Origin of the sequence: Martinezella multihospitum (assembly GCF_900094585.1) — a bacterium.
Classification (GTDB): Bacteria; Pseudomonadota; Alphaproteobacteria; order Rhizobiales; family Rhizobiaceae; genus Rhizobium; species Rhizobium multihospitium.
In genome coordinates this window covers 85,433-100,459 of record NZ_FMAG01000002.1, presented here as the reverse complement: position 1 = coordinate 100,459, position 15,027 = coordinate 85,433, and the positions used below count along the sequence as shown (strand labels likewise).

14 protein-coding genes are annotated in these 15,027 nt (G+C 61.3%); 2 read left to right on the top strand and 12 right to left on the bottom strand.

Annotated features, from left to right (window positions below; genetic code table 11):
* Nucleotides 1-156 precede the first annotated feature (156 nt).
* The 8 genes from mmsB to GA0061103_RS07280 form a co-directional block, all read right to left on the bottom strand.
* Nucleotides 157-1,113, bottom strand: a complete 957-nt coding sequence (mmsB, locus tag GA0061103_RS07315) for a 3-hydroxyisobutyrate dehydrogenase (protein WP_342587960.1) — start codon at nt 1,111-1,113, stop codon at nt 157-159.
* Nucleotides 1,061-2,119 carry an enoyl-CoA hydratase/isomerase family protein gene (locus GA0061103_RS07310; RefSeq protein ID WP_092709031.1) on the bottom strand — a complete coding sequence of 353 codons (1,059 nt, stop codon included), beginning with the start codon at nt 2,117-2,119 and terminating at the stop codon, nt 1,061-1,063. Before GA0061103_RS07310 ends, mmsB begins: the two co-directional genes overlap by 53 nt.
* 39 nt (nt 2,120-2,158) lie before the next feature.
* On the bottom strand, nt 2,159-3,754 hold the full coding sequence (locus tag GA0061103_RS07305) for a GMC family oxidoreductase (protein WP_092709028.1): 1,596 nt from the start codon (nt 3,752-3,754) through the stop codon (nt 2,159-2,161).
* 162 nt (nt 3,755-3,916) lie between these two features.
* Nucleotides 3,917-4,900, bottom strand: coding sequence for a branched-chain amino acid ABC transporter permease (locus GA0061103_RS07300; protein WP_092709025.1), 984 nt, complete (start codon nt 4,898-4,900; stop codon nt 3,917-3,919).
* A 1-nt stretch (nt 4,901) separates the two neighbouring features.
* Nucleotides 4,902-5,789 (bottom strand): branched-chain amino acid ABC transporter permease, encoded by an 888-nt coding sequence (locus tag GA0061103_RS07295; protein WP_092709022.1) that lies wholly within the window; start codon nt 5,787-5,789, stop codon nt 4,902-4,904.
* A gap of 3 nt (nt 5,790-5,792) precedes the next feature.
* The gene (locus GA0061103_RS07290; RefSeq protein ID WP_092709019.1) at nt 5,793-6,494 is read right to left on the bottom strand and encodes an ABC transporter ATP-binding protein; all 702 of its coding nucleotides are present in this window, start codon (nt 6,492-6,494) and stop codon (nt 5,793-5,795) included.
* Nucleotides 6,495-6,496: 2 nt separating this feature from the next.
* Nucleotides 6,497-7,279, bottom strand: a complete 783-nt coding sequence (locus tag GA0061103_RS07285) for an ABC transporter ATP-binding protein (RefSeq protein WP_092709016.1) — start codon at nt 7,277-7,279, stop codon at nt 6,497-6,499.
* Nucleotides 7,280-7,294: 15 nt separating this feature from the next.
* On the bottom strand, nt 7,295-8,503 hold the full coding sequence (locus tag GA0061103_RS07280) for an ABC transporter substrate-binding protein (RefSeq protein WP_092709014.1): 1,209 nt from the start codon (nt 8,501-8,503) through the stop codon (nt 7,295-7,297).
* A gap of 172 nt (nt 8,504-8,675) precedes the next feature.
* Here GA0061103_RS07280 and GA0061103_RS07275 point away from each other — a divergent pair, with 172 nt between their 5' ends.
* The gene (locus tag GA0061103_RS07275; RefSeq protein ID WP_092709011.1) at nt 8,676-9,602 is read left to right on the top strand and encodes a LysR family transcriptional regulator; all 927 of its coding nucleotides are present in this window, start codon (nt 8,676-8,678) and stop codon (nt 9,600-9,602) included.
* Nucleotides 9,603-9,614: 12 nt separating this feature from the next.
* On the opposite strand, the gene galE is transcribed toward GA0061103_RS07275, so the two are convergent.
* From galE to GA0061103_RS07250, 4 genes are all read right to left on the bottom strand, one after another.
* Nucleotides 9,615-10,652 carry a UDP-glucose 4-epimerase GalE gene (galE, locus tag GA0061103_RS07270; RefSeq protein WP_092709008.1) on the bottom strand — a complete coding sequence of 346 codons (1,038 nt, stop codon included), beginning with the start codon at nt 10,650-10,652 and terminating at the stop codon, nt 9,615-9,617.
* A gap of 427 nt (nt 10,653-11,079) precedes the next feature.
* Nucleotides 11,080-12,246 (bottom strand): pyridoxal phosphate-dependent aminotransferase, encoded by a 1,167-nt coding sequence (locus GA0061103_RS07260; protein WP_092709005.1) that lies wholly within the window; start codon nt 12,244-12,246, stop codon nt 11,080-11,082.
* Nucleotides 12,247-12,390: 144 nt separating this feature from the next.
* Nucleotides 12,391-12,816: a large conductance mechanosensitive channel protein MscL gene (gene mscL / locus GA0061103_RS07255; RefSeq protein WP_092709002.1), complete on the bottom strand. Its 426-nt coding sequence runs from the start codon at nt 12,814-12,816 to the stop codon at nt 12,391-12,393.
* Nucleotides 12,817-13,066: 250 nt separating this feature from the next.
* On the bottom strand, nt 13,067-13,633 hold the full coding sequence (locus GA0061103_RS07250; RefSeq protein ID WP_092708999.1) for a TetR/AcrR family transcriptional regulator: 567 nt from the start codon (nt 13,631-13,633) through the stop codon (nt 13,067-13,069).
* A gap of 140 nt (nt 13,634-13,773) precedes the next feature.
* Between GA0061103_RS07250 and GA0061103_RS07245 the strand changes: the two genes are divergently transcribed.
* Nucleotides 13,774-14,985 carry an MFS transporter gene (locus GA0061103_RS07245; protein WP_092708996.1) on the top strand — a complete coding sequence of 404 codons (1,212 nt, stop codon included), beginning with the start codon at nt 13,774-13,776 and terminating at the stop codon, nt 14,983-14,985.
* The last annotated feature ends 42 nt before the right edge of the window (nt 14,986-15,027 follow it).

Here is a 15,027-nt window from a genome sequence, read left to right as displayed (position 1 = left end):
CGTGAACGGGGAGAGGGGACGACCTCATCAAGCCATAAGCCTCCCCTCAAGACGAAGCCCCTTGGGGCATAACTCCCCCTCTCTCCGCTTGCGGGGAGAGGGCCGGGTGAGGGGGCAATCCGAACTTTCAACTCGCTCGAATGTCGCGATTCATCCTCATTTCGCCTCCCGAAACATCTCGATAATGGCCGAAAAGTCGCGGCCGCCGTTGCCGAGCTTTTCGAAGAGCGCATAAAGCTGCGCCGCCTCCGCGCCTAAGGGTGTCGATGCACCGCTCGACAGCGCCGCCTCCTGCGACAGCCGCAGGTCCTTCAGCATCAATGCAGCGGCAAAGCCGGGCTTGTAGTCGTTATTCGCCGGCGAGGTCGGCACAGGGCCGGGCACGGGGCAATAGGTATTGATCGACCAGCACTGACCAGAGGAGGTCGAGGCCACATCGAACAGCGCCTGATGCGAGAGGCCGAGCTTCTCACCGAGCACGAAAGCCTCGCAGACGCCGATCATGGAAATGCCCAGGATCATGTTGTTGCAGATCTTCGCGGCCTGGCCGGCGCCGGCATCGCCGCAATGGACGATCTTCTTGCCCATCACCTCAAGCAGCGGCTTGGCGGCAACAAAGCTTTCCGTCGAGCCGCCGGCCATGAAGGTCAGCGTGCCGGCCGCCGCGCCGCCCGTGCCGCCGGAAACGGGTGCATCGAGAGAAAGGCAACCGGCATCGCCCGCCATCGCATGCGCCTTGCGGGCGCTGTCGACATCGATGGTGGAGCTGTCGATCAGCAGCGTTCCCTTCGGCACGGACCGCAGCACATCGGTCCAGACGGTGAGGACGTGCTGGCCCTTCGGCAGCATGGTCACGACCACTTCGGCATCGGCCAAAGCCTCGGTCAAGACGCTGGCAGCTTTCACGCCCGATGCTTCGGCTGCTTTCAGCACATCATGCGAGAGGTCAAACCCGGTGACAGCGTGGCCGGCCTTGACGAGGTTAGCGGCCATCGGGCCTCCCATATTGCCGAGGCCGATGAATGCGATCCGTGTCATGATGTTTTCCTCCCATGATCGGTTATTTTGCGAAAAGCGGCGGCTGCGCCGGTACGAAGAAGCGGTCGATGGCATCCGCCGTCACTTCGGAGAGGCTCGCCGGTGACCATTTCGGATTGCGGTCCTTGTCTATGACGGCAGCGCGCACGCCTTCGTAGAAATCGTGATTATACAGTATGCCCTTGCAGGCACCGAGTTCACGATTGAGGCATTCGGCAAGATTGGCGCTCGTTCGCCCAGCCCGCAGCAGCCGCAAGGTCAGCTTCAGGCTGGTCGGCGAGCGGCTGGCGATCACACCGGCGGCCTCCGTGGCAAACTCTCCGGCCTGACCGGCCAGAGCCTGCAGGATGCCTTCGACAGTATCTGCGGAAAACGCCCGGTCGATAGTACCCCGATTTGCCGCAAGCCGGCTTTCGCCGGCGTCTGCTGCCATCGTCCGGATTAGCGCATGCACGTCTGCCGCAGTGGCCGAGGTAGACAATGCCGCAACCGCATCGACCAGAGCAGGCAGCTCCGAGGATGCGAGGCAGTGATCGGCAAAGCCGGCATGGATGACGTCGGCAGCGCCGATGGTCAGTCCGGTCAGGCCCATCCAGGTGCCGGCCTCGCCCGGCGCGCGCGGCAGCAGCCAGGTGGCGCCGACATCCGGGAAGTAGCCGATGCCGGTTTCGGGCATGGCAAGGCGGGTGCGCTCGGTGACGACGCGATGGCTGCCGTGCGCCGAAAGGCCGACACCGCCGCCCATGGTGATGCCATCCATCAGCACCACATAGGGCTTTGGGTAGCGCGAAATGGCATGGTTGAGCAGGAACTCCTCGCGCCAGAAGGTCTCCGCTTCATCGGTGCCATCCCTGCCGCTCTGGTGCAGCAGGCGGATATCGCCGCCGGCGCAGAAACCGCGCTCCCCCTCGCCCAAAACAATGACGCTGGCGATCGCCGGATCGGCGGCGAAATCCTCCAGTGCCGGAGCGATGACCCGCACCATAGGCAATGTCAGGCTGTTAAGGGCCTTCGGACGGTTGAGCCTGACAATGCCGGCCGATCCGCGCCGCTCGATGATGACCTCGTCCGTGCTGTTCATGCAAATCTCCTGTCCCTGCTGCCATCGATCCTCAAGGGTTCATCTGTTGTCGGCAAGGATCATCTCGGCTGCCTTTTCGGCGATCATGATGGTTGGTGAATTGGTATTGCCCGATGTGATCGACGGCATGACGGAGGCGTCGGCGATGCGCAGCCTTGCCAATGCTCGCAGCCGCAGGCGGGGATCGACGACGCTCTGCGCGTCGCCACCCATGCGGCACGTGCCGACCGGGTGAAAAATCGTCGTACCGATATCGCCGGCGGCACGCTCCAGATCCGCATCCGTGTCATAGGCCGGCCCCGGCTTGAATTCCTCCGGCCGGAAGCGAGCGAAGGAAGGCTGCGCCACGATCCGCCGCGTCAGGCGAATGGAGCGAACGGCAATTTCCCGATCGCGCTGAGCCGAGAGATAGTTCGGGCTAATGGCCGGCTGTAGGGCGGAATCGGGACTGCGCACATGCACGGAGCCACGGCTTTCGGGCCTGAGATTGCAGACGCTTGCCGTGATCGCCGGAAAGGGGTGGACCGGATCGCCGAACTTGTCGAGCGACACAGGCTGTACGTGATATTGCAGATCGGGCGTTTCCTTGTCCGGCCCGGAGCGGGTGAAAATGCCGAGCTGACTCGGCGCCATCGCCATCGGCCCTGAACGGCGAACCAGATATTCGAGGCCGATCGAGGCCTTGCCGATGAGGCTGGTCGCCTTTTCGTTCAGGGTAGGAACGCCCGTGACCTTATAAGCCATGCGCAATTGCAGGTGATCCTGCAGGTTTTCGCCGACGGATCGGACCTCGCGCACGACCTCGATACCGGCTTGGGTGAGCACATCGCCATGGCCGATGCCCGAGAGTTCGAGAATGTGCGGCGAGCCGATGGAGCCGGCTGACAGTACCGTTTCCTTGGTCGCATAGGCGCGTTTCGCCACGCCATCATGCTGGAATTCGACGCCGGTCACGGCATCGCCCTCGACGATCAGGCGGCGGACCTGCGCCTTGGTATAGACGGTGAGATTGCCGCGTTTCATGGCCGGGCGCAGGAAGGCCTTCGTTGTGTTCCAGCGGATGCCGGAGCGCTGGTTGACGTCGAAATAGCCGGAGCCTTCATTGTTGCCGCGATTGAAATCCGCTGTCTCAGGGATACCGGCCTCCTTGGCGGCCGCCTGGAAGGCATCGAGCACGGCCCAGCGCACCCTCGCCTTCTCGACCCGCCATTCGCCGCCGGCCCCGTGCATCTCGTCCTTGCCGCGATAATGATCCTCGGACTTGACGAAATAGGGCAGCACCTCGTCCCAGCCCCAGCCGGTGCAGCCGAGCTGACGCCAGAGATCGTAGTCTCGCGCCTGGCCCCGCATGTAGATCATGCCGTTGATGGAGGAGCAGCCGCCGAGCACCTTGCCGCGCGGATAATTCAGCGACCGGCCATTCAGGCCCGCTTCCGGGGACGTGGTGAAGCACCAGTCCGTGCGGGGATTGTTGATGCAATAGAGGTAGCCGACCGGGATGTGAATCCAGTGGTAATTGTCGTTGCCGCCGGCTTCCAGCAGCAGCACCCTGTTGCTGCGATCGGCCGAAAGCCGGTTGGCGAGCACGCACCCGGCACTGCCGGCACCGATGATGATGTAGTCGAAGCGATCCATGTCCAAACTCAGTAGTTCCCTCTCCCCGCCTGCGGGGAGAGGGCTAGGGTGAGGGGCATGAAGGTTCGGCAAAATCCCAATTCCCGATCAACCTCGAAATAGCCCCTCATCCGCCCTCCGGGCACCTTCTCCCCGCTTACGGGGAGAAGGAAAATCGAGCAGTCACCGCCGATATTCAAACCCGAGTTTCCGTCCCAGCCGTGAGGCATAGAATTCGCCGACGACACCGCGGCGGAAGAGCAAAACGCAGACCATGAAGACGATGCCGGTGATGATGGTGACCGGGAATTCCGAAGTCGCCAGATAGTTTTCCAGCGTCGCCACGAACCCCGCACCGAAAATCGGGCCGATCAGCGTGCCGATGCCGCCGAGCAGCGTCATGAGGATGACCTCGCCGGACATCTGCCAGGCGACATCGGTGAGTGTCGCGAACTGGAAGACCAGGGCTTTTACCGCTCCTGCAAGCCCTGCCAAAGCCGCCGACATGACAAAGGCGCCGAGCTTGTAGCGCGCCACGGAATAGCCGAGCGAGATCGCCCGCTGCTCGTTCTCGCGGATCGATTTCAGGATCATGCCGAAGGGCGAATTGATGAAACGCCAGATGATCAGCACGCCGATCAGGAAGATGGCGAGGACGAAATAGTACATGTTGAAGGAGTTGTTGAGGTCGAGGACGCCGAATAGGTAACCTCGCGGCACCGATTGAATGCCATCCTCGCCATGCGTGAATGCCGCCTGCAGGCAGAAGAAATAGAACATGTAGGAGAGCGCCAGCGTGATCATGGCGAAATAGATGCCCTGCCTGCGGATGGCGACGAAGCCCATAACGAGGCCGAGCAGCGACGCGCCGGCCACGCCGATCAGGATGCCGAGCTCTGGCGGAAGGCCCCATTCCTTCACCGCATGGGCCGTGAAATAGGCGGCCCCGCCGAAGAAGGTCGCATGGCCGAAGGAGAGCAGGCCGGCATAGCCAAGCAGCAGATTGAAGGCGCAGGCAAACAGCGCGAAGCACAGCACCTTCATGACGAAAATCGGGTAGATGAAGAACGGCGCCCAGATCAGGCCGACGAGGCCGAGAACCAACAAGAGCTTCTGGATCGAGAGGCTCGGCTGCATCTTCGGTTTCAACGTGGTCAATCCAGCCATATCACGCCTCCCGACCGAAGAGACCTGCGGGCCTCAGAAGCAGCACGATCGCCATGATGACGAAGATGACGATATTCGAGGCTTCCGGATAGAAGACCTTGGTGAGGCCCTCGGCGATCCCGAGCATATAGCCCGTCACGATTGCCCCCATGATCGAGCCCATGCCGCCCACGACAACAACGGCGAAGACGATGATGATCATGTTCGAGCCCATCAGCGGCGAGACCTGGTAGATCGGCGCGGCCAGCACCCCGGCAAAGGCGGCAAGCGCGACGCCGAAACCGTAGGTCAGCGTCAGAAGCACCGGCACGTTGACGCCGAAAACCTGCACAAGCGTGGAATTCTCGGTCGCGGCGCGCAAATAGGCGCCGAGCTTGGTCTTTTCGATCAGCAGCCAGGTGCCGATGCAGACGACCAGCGAGGCGATGACCACCCAGCCGCGATAGACGGGCAGGAACATGAAGCCGATATTTTTCGCGCCCGCCAATTCCGTCGGCACGGCATAGGGCTGACCGGAGGAACCATAGAGATAGCGGAAGGTTCCTTCGATGGTCAGGGCCATGCCGAAGGTGAAGAGCAATCCGTAGAGCGGATCGATCTTGTAGAGCCGGCGCAGGCAGAGCCTTTCCACCAGTGCCCCGAACAGGCCGACGATCAGCGGGGCCAAGACGAGCGCCGGCCAATAGCCGATGCCGGCATAGGCCAGCAGCAGATAGGCGGTGAAGGCGCCGAGCATATAAAGCGCGCCATGGGCAAAATTGATCACCCGTAACATGCCGAAGATGATCGCGAGGCCGAGGCTCAAAAGCGCATAGAAGGAGCCGTTGATGAGGCCGATCAGCAATTGACCGAGAAGCGCCTGGGCGGGGATGCCGAAGATCGTCGTCATGGCTCAGACCCCCAGGACCTTGTGAAGCATATCCATGCGCTCGGAGAGTTCGCCAACCGGGAATTCCGAGACCATCTGGCCGTGATCCATCAGGTAGAAACGATCGGCGATGCGGCTGGCGAAACGGAAATTCTGCTCAACGAGCAAGATGGTCATGCCGCGTCCTTTCAGCTTCTGCAGGACTTCGCCAATGCGCTGGACGATGACAGGGGCAAGGCCCTCCGTAGGCTCGTCTAGCAGCAGCATGCGGACGCCGGTGCGCAGGATGCGGGCCATGGCGAGCATCTGCTGTTCGCCGCCCGAGAGCCTGGTGCCGACGCTGTTGCGCCGCTCATGCAGGTTGGGAAACAGCTCGAAGATTTCGTCGAGCGTCATGCCACCCGCTGCCACGACCGGCGGCAGCATCAGGTTTTCATAGACGCTGAGCGTGGAAAAGATGCCGCGCTCCTCCGGCACGAAACCGATGCCCTGATGCGCCGTCTTGTGCAGCGGCACCTGCATCATGTCCTTGCCGGCGAAGCTGATCTTGCCCTTGCGGGCGCGGACGATGCCGACGATGGTGCGCAATGTCGTCGTCTTGCCGACGCCGTTGCGGCCGAGGATGGTGATGGTTTCCCCTTCGCCCACCTGCATGTCGACGCCGTGCAGGATATGGCTTTCGCCATACCAGGCATTGAGGCCCTGAACGTCCAGAAGCGGCGCCATCGTCAAGCCTCCTCCGTGCCCATATAGGCTTCGCGGACGCGGGGATCGCGGCTCACGGTGGCATAATCGCCTTGGGCCAGGATCTCGCCGCGCTGCAGCACCGTGACATGATGGCAGATATCGGCAACGACCGAGAGATTGTGCTCCACCATGAGCACAGCCCTGTCGCGCGCAACATCGCGGATGATGGCGGAAACGGTATTCACGTCCTCCAGCCCCATGCCGGCCATCGGTTCGTCGAGCAGCAGCACCTTCGGATCGAGCGCGAGCGTCGTTGCGATCTCCAGCACGCGCTTGCGGCCGTAGGAAAGATCGGCAGCGATGGCATCGCGCTCCTTCGAGAGACCGACTGAGGCGATGAGCTGTTCGGCGCGGGCATTGAGGCTGTCGAGAGCGGATAGCGGCCGCCAGAACTGGTGAGCGAGATTGTTCGGCCGCTGCAAGGCGACGCGAACATTGTCCAGCACCGTCAGATGGGGAAAAACAGCGGAAATCTGGAAGGAGCGCACGAGGCCCATGCGCGCGACCTTGTCGGGCCTCGTCTTGGTGATATCGGTGCCGAGTAGCGTGATCGTGCCGTGCGTCGGCTGCAGGAACTTGGTGAGCAAGTTGAACACCGTCGTCTTGCCAGCGCCGTTCGGGCCGATCAGCGCGTGGACCTGGGCGTGATGGACGTCGAGATCAACATTCTTGACGGCGGTAAAGCCGCCGAAATCGCGGCGCAGTCCCCGGGCGGACAAAACCACCCGGGGCTCTTCATGCGGATGTATCGCGGACATCGCCATGGGCCGGTCCGAGCCCTATTGCTTGACGAGGTCGCAGCCGCTCTTGGCTGGGTCAATATAGGCTTCCTTGCCAGGGATCGTCGCCAGCACGTTGTAATAGTCCCACGGCTCCTTGCTCTCTTCGGGCTTCTTGACCTGAAGCAGATACATGTCGTGGATCATGCGGCCGTTGGCGCCGACCGTGCCGCCGCGACCGAAGAAATCGTCGACAGGCATTTCGTGCAGCTGTTTGGCGACGGCCTCGGTATCGTCCGTGCCGGCCTTCTGCACGGCCTTCAGATACTGCATCACGGCGGAATAGGTGCCGGCATGGATCATATTCGGCATTTTGCCGGTGCGGGCAAAGAAGCGCTTGCCGAACTCGCGGCTCTTGTCGTCGAGGTTCCAGTAATAGCCTTCCGTCAACGTCAGGCCTTGCGCTGCCTGCAGGCCGAGGCCGTGCACTTCGGCGAGCGTGAAGAGCAGTGCGGCCAGATGCTGGCCACCCTGGGTGATGCCGAATTCGGAGGCCTGCTTGATGGCGTTCGACGTGTCGAGGCCGGCATTGGCGAGACCGATAACCTTGGCGCCCGACGATTGCGCCTGCAGCAGGAAGGACGAGAAATCATTGGTCGACAGCGGATGGCGGACGGAACCAAGCACCTTACCGCCGCTTGCCTTGACGAAATCACTGGTCTGCTGCTCGAGCGAATAGCCGAAGGCATAGTCGGCAGTCAGGAAGAACCAGGTGTCACCGCCCTGCTTGACGAGCGCGCCGCCGGTGCCGACGGCCAGGGCATGCGTGTCGTAGGCCCAATGGAAACCATAGGGCGAGCATTGCTTGCCGGTGAGATCGGTGGTCGCGGCACCCGTGACGATATCGATCTTCTTCTTTTCCTTGGCGACCGCCTGCACGGCGAGCGCGACCGACGAGGTCGTCAGCTCCATGATGGCATCGACCTTGTCCTGGTCGTACCATTGGCGGGCGATATTGGAAGCGATATCGGGCTTATTCTGGTGGTCGGCATCAATGATCTCGATCGGCACGCCGAGAACCTTGCCGCCGAAATCCTCGGCAGCCATCTTGGCGGCCTCGACCGATGACTTGCCGCCGAAGTCCGCATAGACGCCGGACTGGTCGTTGAGGATGCCGATCTTGACGACACCATCAGACGCGCCGGCGGCGAAAGCCGCGGTGCTGGTTGCAAGCAGAAATGCCAGGGACGCAATAAGACTCTTTCGCATATCCTCTCCTCCCAGAGATTTGGCAAAAATGAATCTGTTCAAAATTGGCCAGCCGCTTTCCTCAAAACGACTTTTCCCGATAGGCAAGATCACGGAATTCGCGCGTTGACGCAAGTCGCGATTGCAACTAATTCCAAACAAGGTCTGTTCATTTTTGAACAGAGGAGGATGCATGAAGCGCACGCCGCATTTCACCTGGGACGATCTGCAGTTCTTCCTCGCCGTCGCGCGAACCGGCCAGCTTTCGACCGCGGCGCGACAGCTGCGTACCAGCCATGCAACGGTCTCGCGCCGTATCGACCGGCTGGAATTCGCCTTGAAGGTCAAGCTCTTCGAGCGCAACCCGCGCGGCTACATGCTGACCGGAATGGGGCAGCGCTTCGTCGACACGGCCGAAAGAATGGAACAGGAAACCGAGCGTCTGCGGACCGACCTTTCGACGGGATCGGCGGCCCAAGGCGGTGTGGTGCGCATCAGCGCGCCGGAGGGGTTTTCCAATTTCTTCTTCACCGGCGTCCTGCCGGAATTCACCGCGAAACACCCGAACATTTCGCTGGAGCTGATCACCATCCAGCAGATCATGTCGCTCTCACGCAAGGAAGCCGATATCGTCGTAGTGCTCGACCCGCCGAAGGCCGGCCCCTACTTCACTGAGAAGCTGACGGACTACCATCTGCAGGTCTACGGATCGCGTGATTACCTCACCCGCCATCCACCGATCGAAAGCCGCGATGACCTGCCTGACTTCACCTTCATCGGCTATATCGAGGATATGATCTTCGCGCCGGGCCTGGACTATCTCGACGACGTGCACCCGCGCATCAGGCCGCAATTCCAGAGCTCAAGCATCTTTGCACAATTGACCGCGACGAAGAACGGTCAGGGGCTGTGCGTGCTGCCGTTCTTCATCGCCGGCAAGCACCCCGATCTGCAGGTCGTTCTGCCGCATGAGGTGGATCTCAGGCGCCATTACTGGATCACCTGCCACCGCGACCTGCGCCAGTCGCCGCGCGTGCGCACCGTCATCGATTTTCTGGCGGAAGCCGTGCGCAAGAATGCGCCAGCCTTTCTGGGTCCCTGGAGAAAAACCGAGAACTGAGATCGCTTCAGGCTATAGCGTGCTCGGGGCAGCATAGATCTTGCCGAGCCCGGCGGCATCGAAGCTCGCCCGCTCGGCGAGGCGAAGTTCCCAATCCAGCGACGAACGCACGATCGTTTCAAGGCTGTCGTGTTTTGGAACCCAGCCCAGTTCGCGACGAGCGAGCGTCGCGTCCGCGACAATGCTCGCCATATCGCCGGGCCGGCGCGGAGCGATATGGATGCGGAAGGAACGACCTTGGATGCGCATGACCATGTTGAGCACGTCAAGCACGGAGTAACCGTGGCCATAGCCGCAATTAGCAACCAGCGAGCGGCCGCCATCGCGCAGATGGCGCAAGGCCACGAGATGCGCCTCGACGAGATCGCTGACGTGGATGTAATCACGAACTCCGGTGCCGTCATGCGTCGGATAGTCCGTGCCGTAGATATCCACCTGGCGGCGGCGGCCGAGGGCTGCCTCGCAGGCGACCTTGATGAGATGGGTGGCGCCATTAGTCGACTGGCCAGCCCTTCCCTCGGGGTCAGCACCGGCGACATTGAAGTAACGCAGCGCCACATAGCGGAAATCATAGGCCGCGGCGGCATCGCGCAGCATCAGCTCGGACATCAGCTTGGATTGACCATAGGGGGATTCGGGCCGCAGCAGCGCGTTTTCGCTGACCGGCCGATCCGCAGGCTGCTGACCATAGACGGCAGCGGTGGACGAGAAGACGAAATGACGGATGCCGGCCCTGACGGCAGCGCTCATCAGGATGCGGGTCTTGCCGGTGTTGTTTTCGTAGTAGGCGAGAGGATCCTCGATCGACATCGGTACGACGGCCGAACCGGCGAAATGGATGATGGCCTCGATGTCGTTCTCGGCGAAAATCGTCTTGAGCAGCGCCTCGTCGGCGACATCGCCGAGATAGAAGCGGGCAGCCGGCGGCACCGCCCAGCGAAAGCCCGTGGAAAGGCAATCGAGGACGACAACGTCCTCGCCCGCATCAAGCAATCTCCAGACCATGTGGCTGCCGATATATCCGGCTCCGCCCGTCACCAACACCGTCATTCTTCGCGTCCCCGCCAAGTCTTGTCGGCGATATATGAGGCCGCTTCTCCTGCGAAATTGATTAAAAGCGGGAGGCGGAGCGGGAAAGATTGCGGGGATGGTTAGAGGGAGATTTCGTGGTTTGATTGGATTTTATGGATTGGCGGCATTGTGCACTGCGGAGAGTGTTCACCCCCCTCTGTCACTATCGTGACATCTCCCCCACAAGGGGGGAGATTGGTAACACGTAGCACCTGCCTACCTCAAACCAACATCGCATCCGCAGAAACTGAAGTGCATCAAATTGTTAAGGGCAGCTGCGAACTCCCAACGATCTCCCCCCTTGTGGGGGAGATGTCGCGATAGCGACAGAGGGGGGTGACAGAGGTGCGGCAAACAAGAAATGTCCTTCGACCGACGTCCGCCCACCCACATTGATGCTGGAGACTTACAAACTCAAAATATACCTACTCAACCTCTCCGCCGCATCCGCCACCTGCACTGGATCGCGCAGGAAGCAGGCGCGCATGAACAGCTCTCCGCCCTTTCCGAAGGCCGTTCCAGGTGCCAGACCGACGCCGGTCTTGTCGACGATGTCGATGGCGGCCTTGCGGCTGTCGGTGACGCCGTCGATCCTGAGGAAGGAATAGAGGGCACCGTCGGGCTTCAGTGTCTGGACGCGATTGGTGGCGATCAGCGCGTCGCAGAGGATATCGCGTGAGCGCGTCGCCTTGGCGATGTTGGAGCGAACGAAATCGTCACCCTCGTTCAAGGCCGCAACCGCGCCCTTCTGCATGAATTGCGCCACACCGGAGGTCGAATATTGCACGAGGTTCTCGATCACCTGCCCGAGTTCCGCGGGTGCGACGATCCAACCGACGCGCCAGCCGGTCATCGACCAGTTCTTCGAGAAGGAATTGACGAAGAGGATCTTGTCGTCGGCTTCCTTGACATCGAGGAAACTCGGCGCGCGACCGCCCGCATAGTAATAGAGCGCATAGATTTCATCGGCCATGATCCAGAGATCGTGCTTGCGTGCCAAGGCGAGGATATCGCGAAGATCCTGATGGGTCGCCGTCCAGCCCGTCGGATTGGACGGCGTGTTGATGAACAGGCCCTTGGTTTTCGGTGTGATCGCTGCTTCCAGCCGGCCGAGATCAAGCGACCATTTGCCGTGCTCGAATTGTAAGGGTACGGCGACGGAGCGGGCGCCCGCAATCTCGAGCGCGGCGGCGATATTCGGCCAGGCCGGGGAGAGATAGACCATCTCGTCGCCAGGAGAGGTGATCGCCTGCACGGACAGCTGGATCGCCTGCATGCCGGAGCCGACGACGTAGAAATTCTCCATCGGCAGGGAGGTGCCGAAGTGCCTGCCATAGTAATCGGCGAGCGCCTGGCGCAGCTCCGGAATGCCGCGCTGCCAAGTGTAGAAGGTTTCTCCGGCATTGAGCGAGGCCATGGCGGCACGATTGATGAAATCCGGCGTCGGCAGATCGCCCTCGCCGACCCAGAGCGGCAGCAGGCCTTCGCGGCCGCGGGCATAATTGACCACTTCGACGATCCCGCTTTCGGGTGCTGCGAGCGCGCGCGGGCTGAGGCTATCTAGTATCGACATGCAAAGTCTCCGGTTTCTGCCTTCATAAAGCAGAGCGGCGGACAAATCCCATGACTTTGCCTTAGTGACCGATCGATTTTGGTGATGAATAAAGCCCCGGTCTTTTCAGAGACCGGGGCTTTGAAAGAGGTTGAAGCAAGCCTATCAGCGCTTGGCGAGAAGATCACGGATTTCGGTGAGCAACTGAACGTCGGCCGGCGGAGGCGCTGCCTCGGCAACCTTCTCTTCCTTGCGCGCGACCTGGGCCTGCAGCGCGTTCACGCCCTTGACCATGAGGAAGATGATCCAGGCGAGGATGAGGAAATTGATAAGGACGGTGATGAAGCTACCGTAGGCAAGAACCGCGCCCTGGGCGCGTGCCGCGGCAAGCGTCGGTGCGTTGACACCCGACGCAAGGCCAATGAAGTAGTTCGAAAAATCGAAGCCGCCGAAAATCGCGCCGACGATCGGCATGATGATATCGTCAACCAGCGATTTAACGATGCCGCCGAAAGCGCCGCCGATGATCACGCCGACCGCGAGATCCATGACATTGCCGCGGGCGATAAATGCCTTGAATTCATTAAGCATTGAGCAGTCCCCTTCGCGTTGCCGTTGAATTCACTGGTGGTAATTAGCACCATCTTTTTCCTTATTTTTCAACAGCAAATTGACCGGGAGCCTCGTCCAAGCATGCATATCCCATGATAATTTCGCCCCGCTGACAACTTTTGGGTGCATGTATTCGGCAACTTGTTCGTCAGTTGCGAGCAACCAAGCCGAAGCCGCTGGATGTACATCAGGGATCTCGGGTGAGTCGTTCGGCATTGTCGGCCGCGCTTCAGGCGCTGACCGGACTCTCCCTCATCACCTTCGCGACGAGCTTGCGAACGTAGTCAGGATCGGGCACCTGGTCGAAGAGGATGCGATAGATGATCGGCGAGATGACGTGATCCATCAGCTCTACCAAAGTCGGAAAGGGTTCGCCGCACGCCTCTGCCCGCGCGATGAAGACGCTCAATTGATAGCGTGTATAGGTGCCGCATTTCTCCGCATTCGCGCTGTCGGCTGCCGCCAGAATGTCGCGCAGCATTTGCCGGCCGACGCCGGAGGCCATCTCGTCGGCATATTGCTCGACCCAGGCCTCCAGATCCTCGCGGGCGCTACCGATCCTGGCGGGCTCGCCTTCCGGCCGCAGGCGCGCGGCGGCAACATCGGCCAGAAGCTCCTGAAGATCGCCCCAACGGCGGTAGATCGTCGACGGCGTGACATTGGCGCGCTGCGCGATCAAAGGGATCGTGACGTCGGCGCGATCCATCGTTGCCAGCATGTCGCGGACCGATTGATGCACGGCGGCCTGCACTCTCGCACTGCGCCCGCCGGGGCGGGGATTTTCTCTGTAGCCCATATGTCTTCTTTGCCAATCTTTCCCTTTTGCCGATCGTGAATGACCATGGGCCATTTACTAACGCAAATTATTTGCTTTTATGCATCAGGCGACCTATATCCACCTAACGCAATCTTTTAGCTTTAGGCAGGATATAGTCGATGTCCTCACCCGATTCCACCACCAGCACGCCGATTTCACGAGCCAGACGCCTGGCGCCATCCTATTATGCCGCGACCAGCGCGCTGTTTTTGGCCGCCTCGTCCGCACCGACGCCTCTCTATCGTCTTTATCAGCAGGCCTTCGCCTTCTCGCCGGTGCTGCTCACCGTGATCTTCGCCGTCTACGCCTTCTCTCTTCTCGCCGCGCTACTCATCGTCGGCTCGATTTCCGACCATCTCGGCCGCCGCCCGGTGATCTTCGCTTCGATCCTCCTCAATATGGTGGCGACAGCACTGTTTTTAATGGCCAGAGGTCCGGATTGGCTGATTGCCGCCCGCATCGTGCAGGGCTTTGCGACGGGCACTGCCGTCAGTTCCGTCGGTGCGGCCCTTGTCGATCTCGATCCCGTCAGGGGATCGATCACCAACAGCCTTGCACCGCTTGCCGGCATGGCAATCGGCGCGCTCGGCACGAGCCTGCTGATCCAGTTTGCTCCAGCACCGACCGCACTCGTCTATATCGTCACGCTTGCCCTGCTGGCGCTGCAAGCCGCGCTGCTATGGCTGGTGCCGGAGACAACGAACCGACGGGCCGGCGTACTCGCATCGTTGAAGCCGGAAGTCGCTGTTCCCCAGCAGGCGCGCCGGACGCTGCTGGCGCTGACGCCGATCAATATTGCCGTCTGGGCGCTTGCCGGCTTCTATCTGTCGCTGGTGCCCTCGCTGGTCAGCGCGACGACCGGCAGTACGGCGCCGCTGGTTGGAGGCTCCGTGGTCTCGGCCTTGACGATCAGCGGTGCCGCCGCCGTCTTCCTGCTGCGCCGGAGATCCGCCACCACGATCATGAGGTTCGGCATTCCGAGCATGACGCTCGGCATACTGACCATCATCGCCGGCATGCATGCGGCTGAAGTGTCGATCCTCGCTCTGGGAACGCTGATTGTCGGCTCGGGTTTCGGGGCGGCTTTCCTCGGCACGGTCAGAAGTATCATGCCGCTGGCAAAGCCCGACGAGCGCGCCGGACTGCTTTCGGCCTTCTACATCCAGAGCTACCTCGCCTTCAGTGTGCCGGCCATCCTCGCCGGCTTCCTGTCGAAGGCGCTCGGCTTTGCCGAGGCCGCCGATATCTATGCGGCGGCAATCCTTCTGCTCATCGGCTGGGGCGTGGTTGCCTTGCGATCCAATCGGGAAAAGCCCTTGAGCATTGCGTAAGTAAAATCTTACATTTTTACTCCCGGAGACCACTGCCACGCG

Coding starts and splice junctions, on each gene's coding strand:
- mmsB (WP_342587960.1), bottom strand. CDS start 1,113: ATGCCATCGACCGCTTCTTCGTACCGGCGCAGCCGCCGCTTTTCGCAA.
- GA0061103_RS07310 (WP_092709031.1), bottom strand. CDS start 2,119: ATGAACAGCACGGACGAGGTCATCATCGAGCGGCGCGGATCGGCCGGC.
- GA0061103_RS07305 (WP_092709028.1), bottom strand. CDS start 3,754: ATGGATCGCTTCGACTACATCATCATCGGTGCCGGCAGTGCCGGGTGC.
- GA0061103_RS07300 (WP_092709025.1), bottom strand. CDS start 4,900: ATGGCTGGATTGACCACGTTGAAACCGAAGATGCAGCCGAGCCTCTCG.
- GA0061103_RS07295 (WP_092709022.1), bottom strand. CDS start 5,789: ATGACGACGATCTTCGGCATCCCCGCCCAGGCGCTTCTCGGTCAATTG.
- GA0061103_RS07290 (WP_092709019.1), bottom strand. CDS start 6,494: ATGGCGCCGCTTCTGGACGTTCAGGGCCTCAATGCCTGGTATGGCGAA.
- GA0061103_RS07285 (WP_092709016.1), bottom strand. CDS start 7,279: ATGGCGATGTCCGCGATACATCCGCATGAAGAGCCCCGGGTGGTTTTG.
- GA0061103_RS07280 (WP_092709014.1), bottom strand. CDS start 8,503: ATGCGAAAGAGTCTTATTGCGTCCCTGGCATTTCTGCTTGCAACCAGC.
- GA0061103_RS07275 (WP_092709011.1), top strand. CDS start 8,676: ATGAAGCGCACGCCGCATTTCACCTGGGACGATCTGCAGTTCTTCCTC.
- galE (WP_092709008.1), bottom strand. CDS start 10,652: ATGACGGTGTTGGTGACGGGCGGAGCCGGATATATCGGCAGCCACATG.
- GA0061103_RS07260 (WP_092709005.1), bottom strand. CDS start 12,246: ATGTCGATACTAGATAGCCTCAGCCCGCGCGCGCTCGCAGCACCCGAA.
- mscL (WP_092709002.1), bottom strand. CDS start 12,816: ATGCTTAATGAATTCAAGGCATTTATCGCCCGCGGCAATGTCATGGAT.
- GA0061103_RS07250 (WP_092708999.1), bottom strand. CDS start 13,633: ATGGGCTACAGAGAAAATCCCCGCCCCGGCGGGCGCAGTGCGAGAGTG.
- GA0061103_RS07245 (WP_092708996.1), top strand. CDS start 13,774: ATGTCCTCACCCGATTCCACCACCAGCACGCCGATTTCACGAGCCAGA.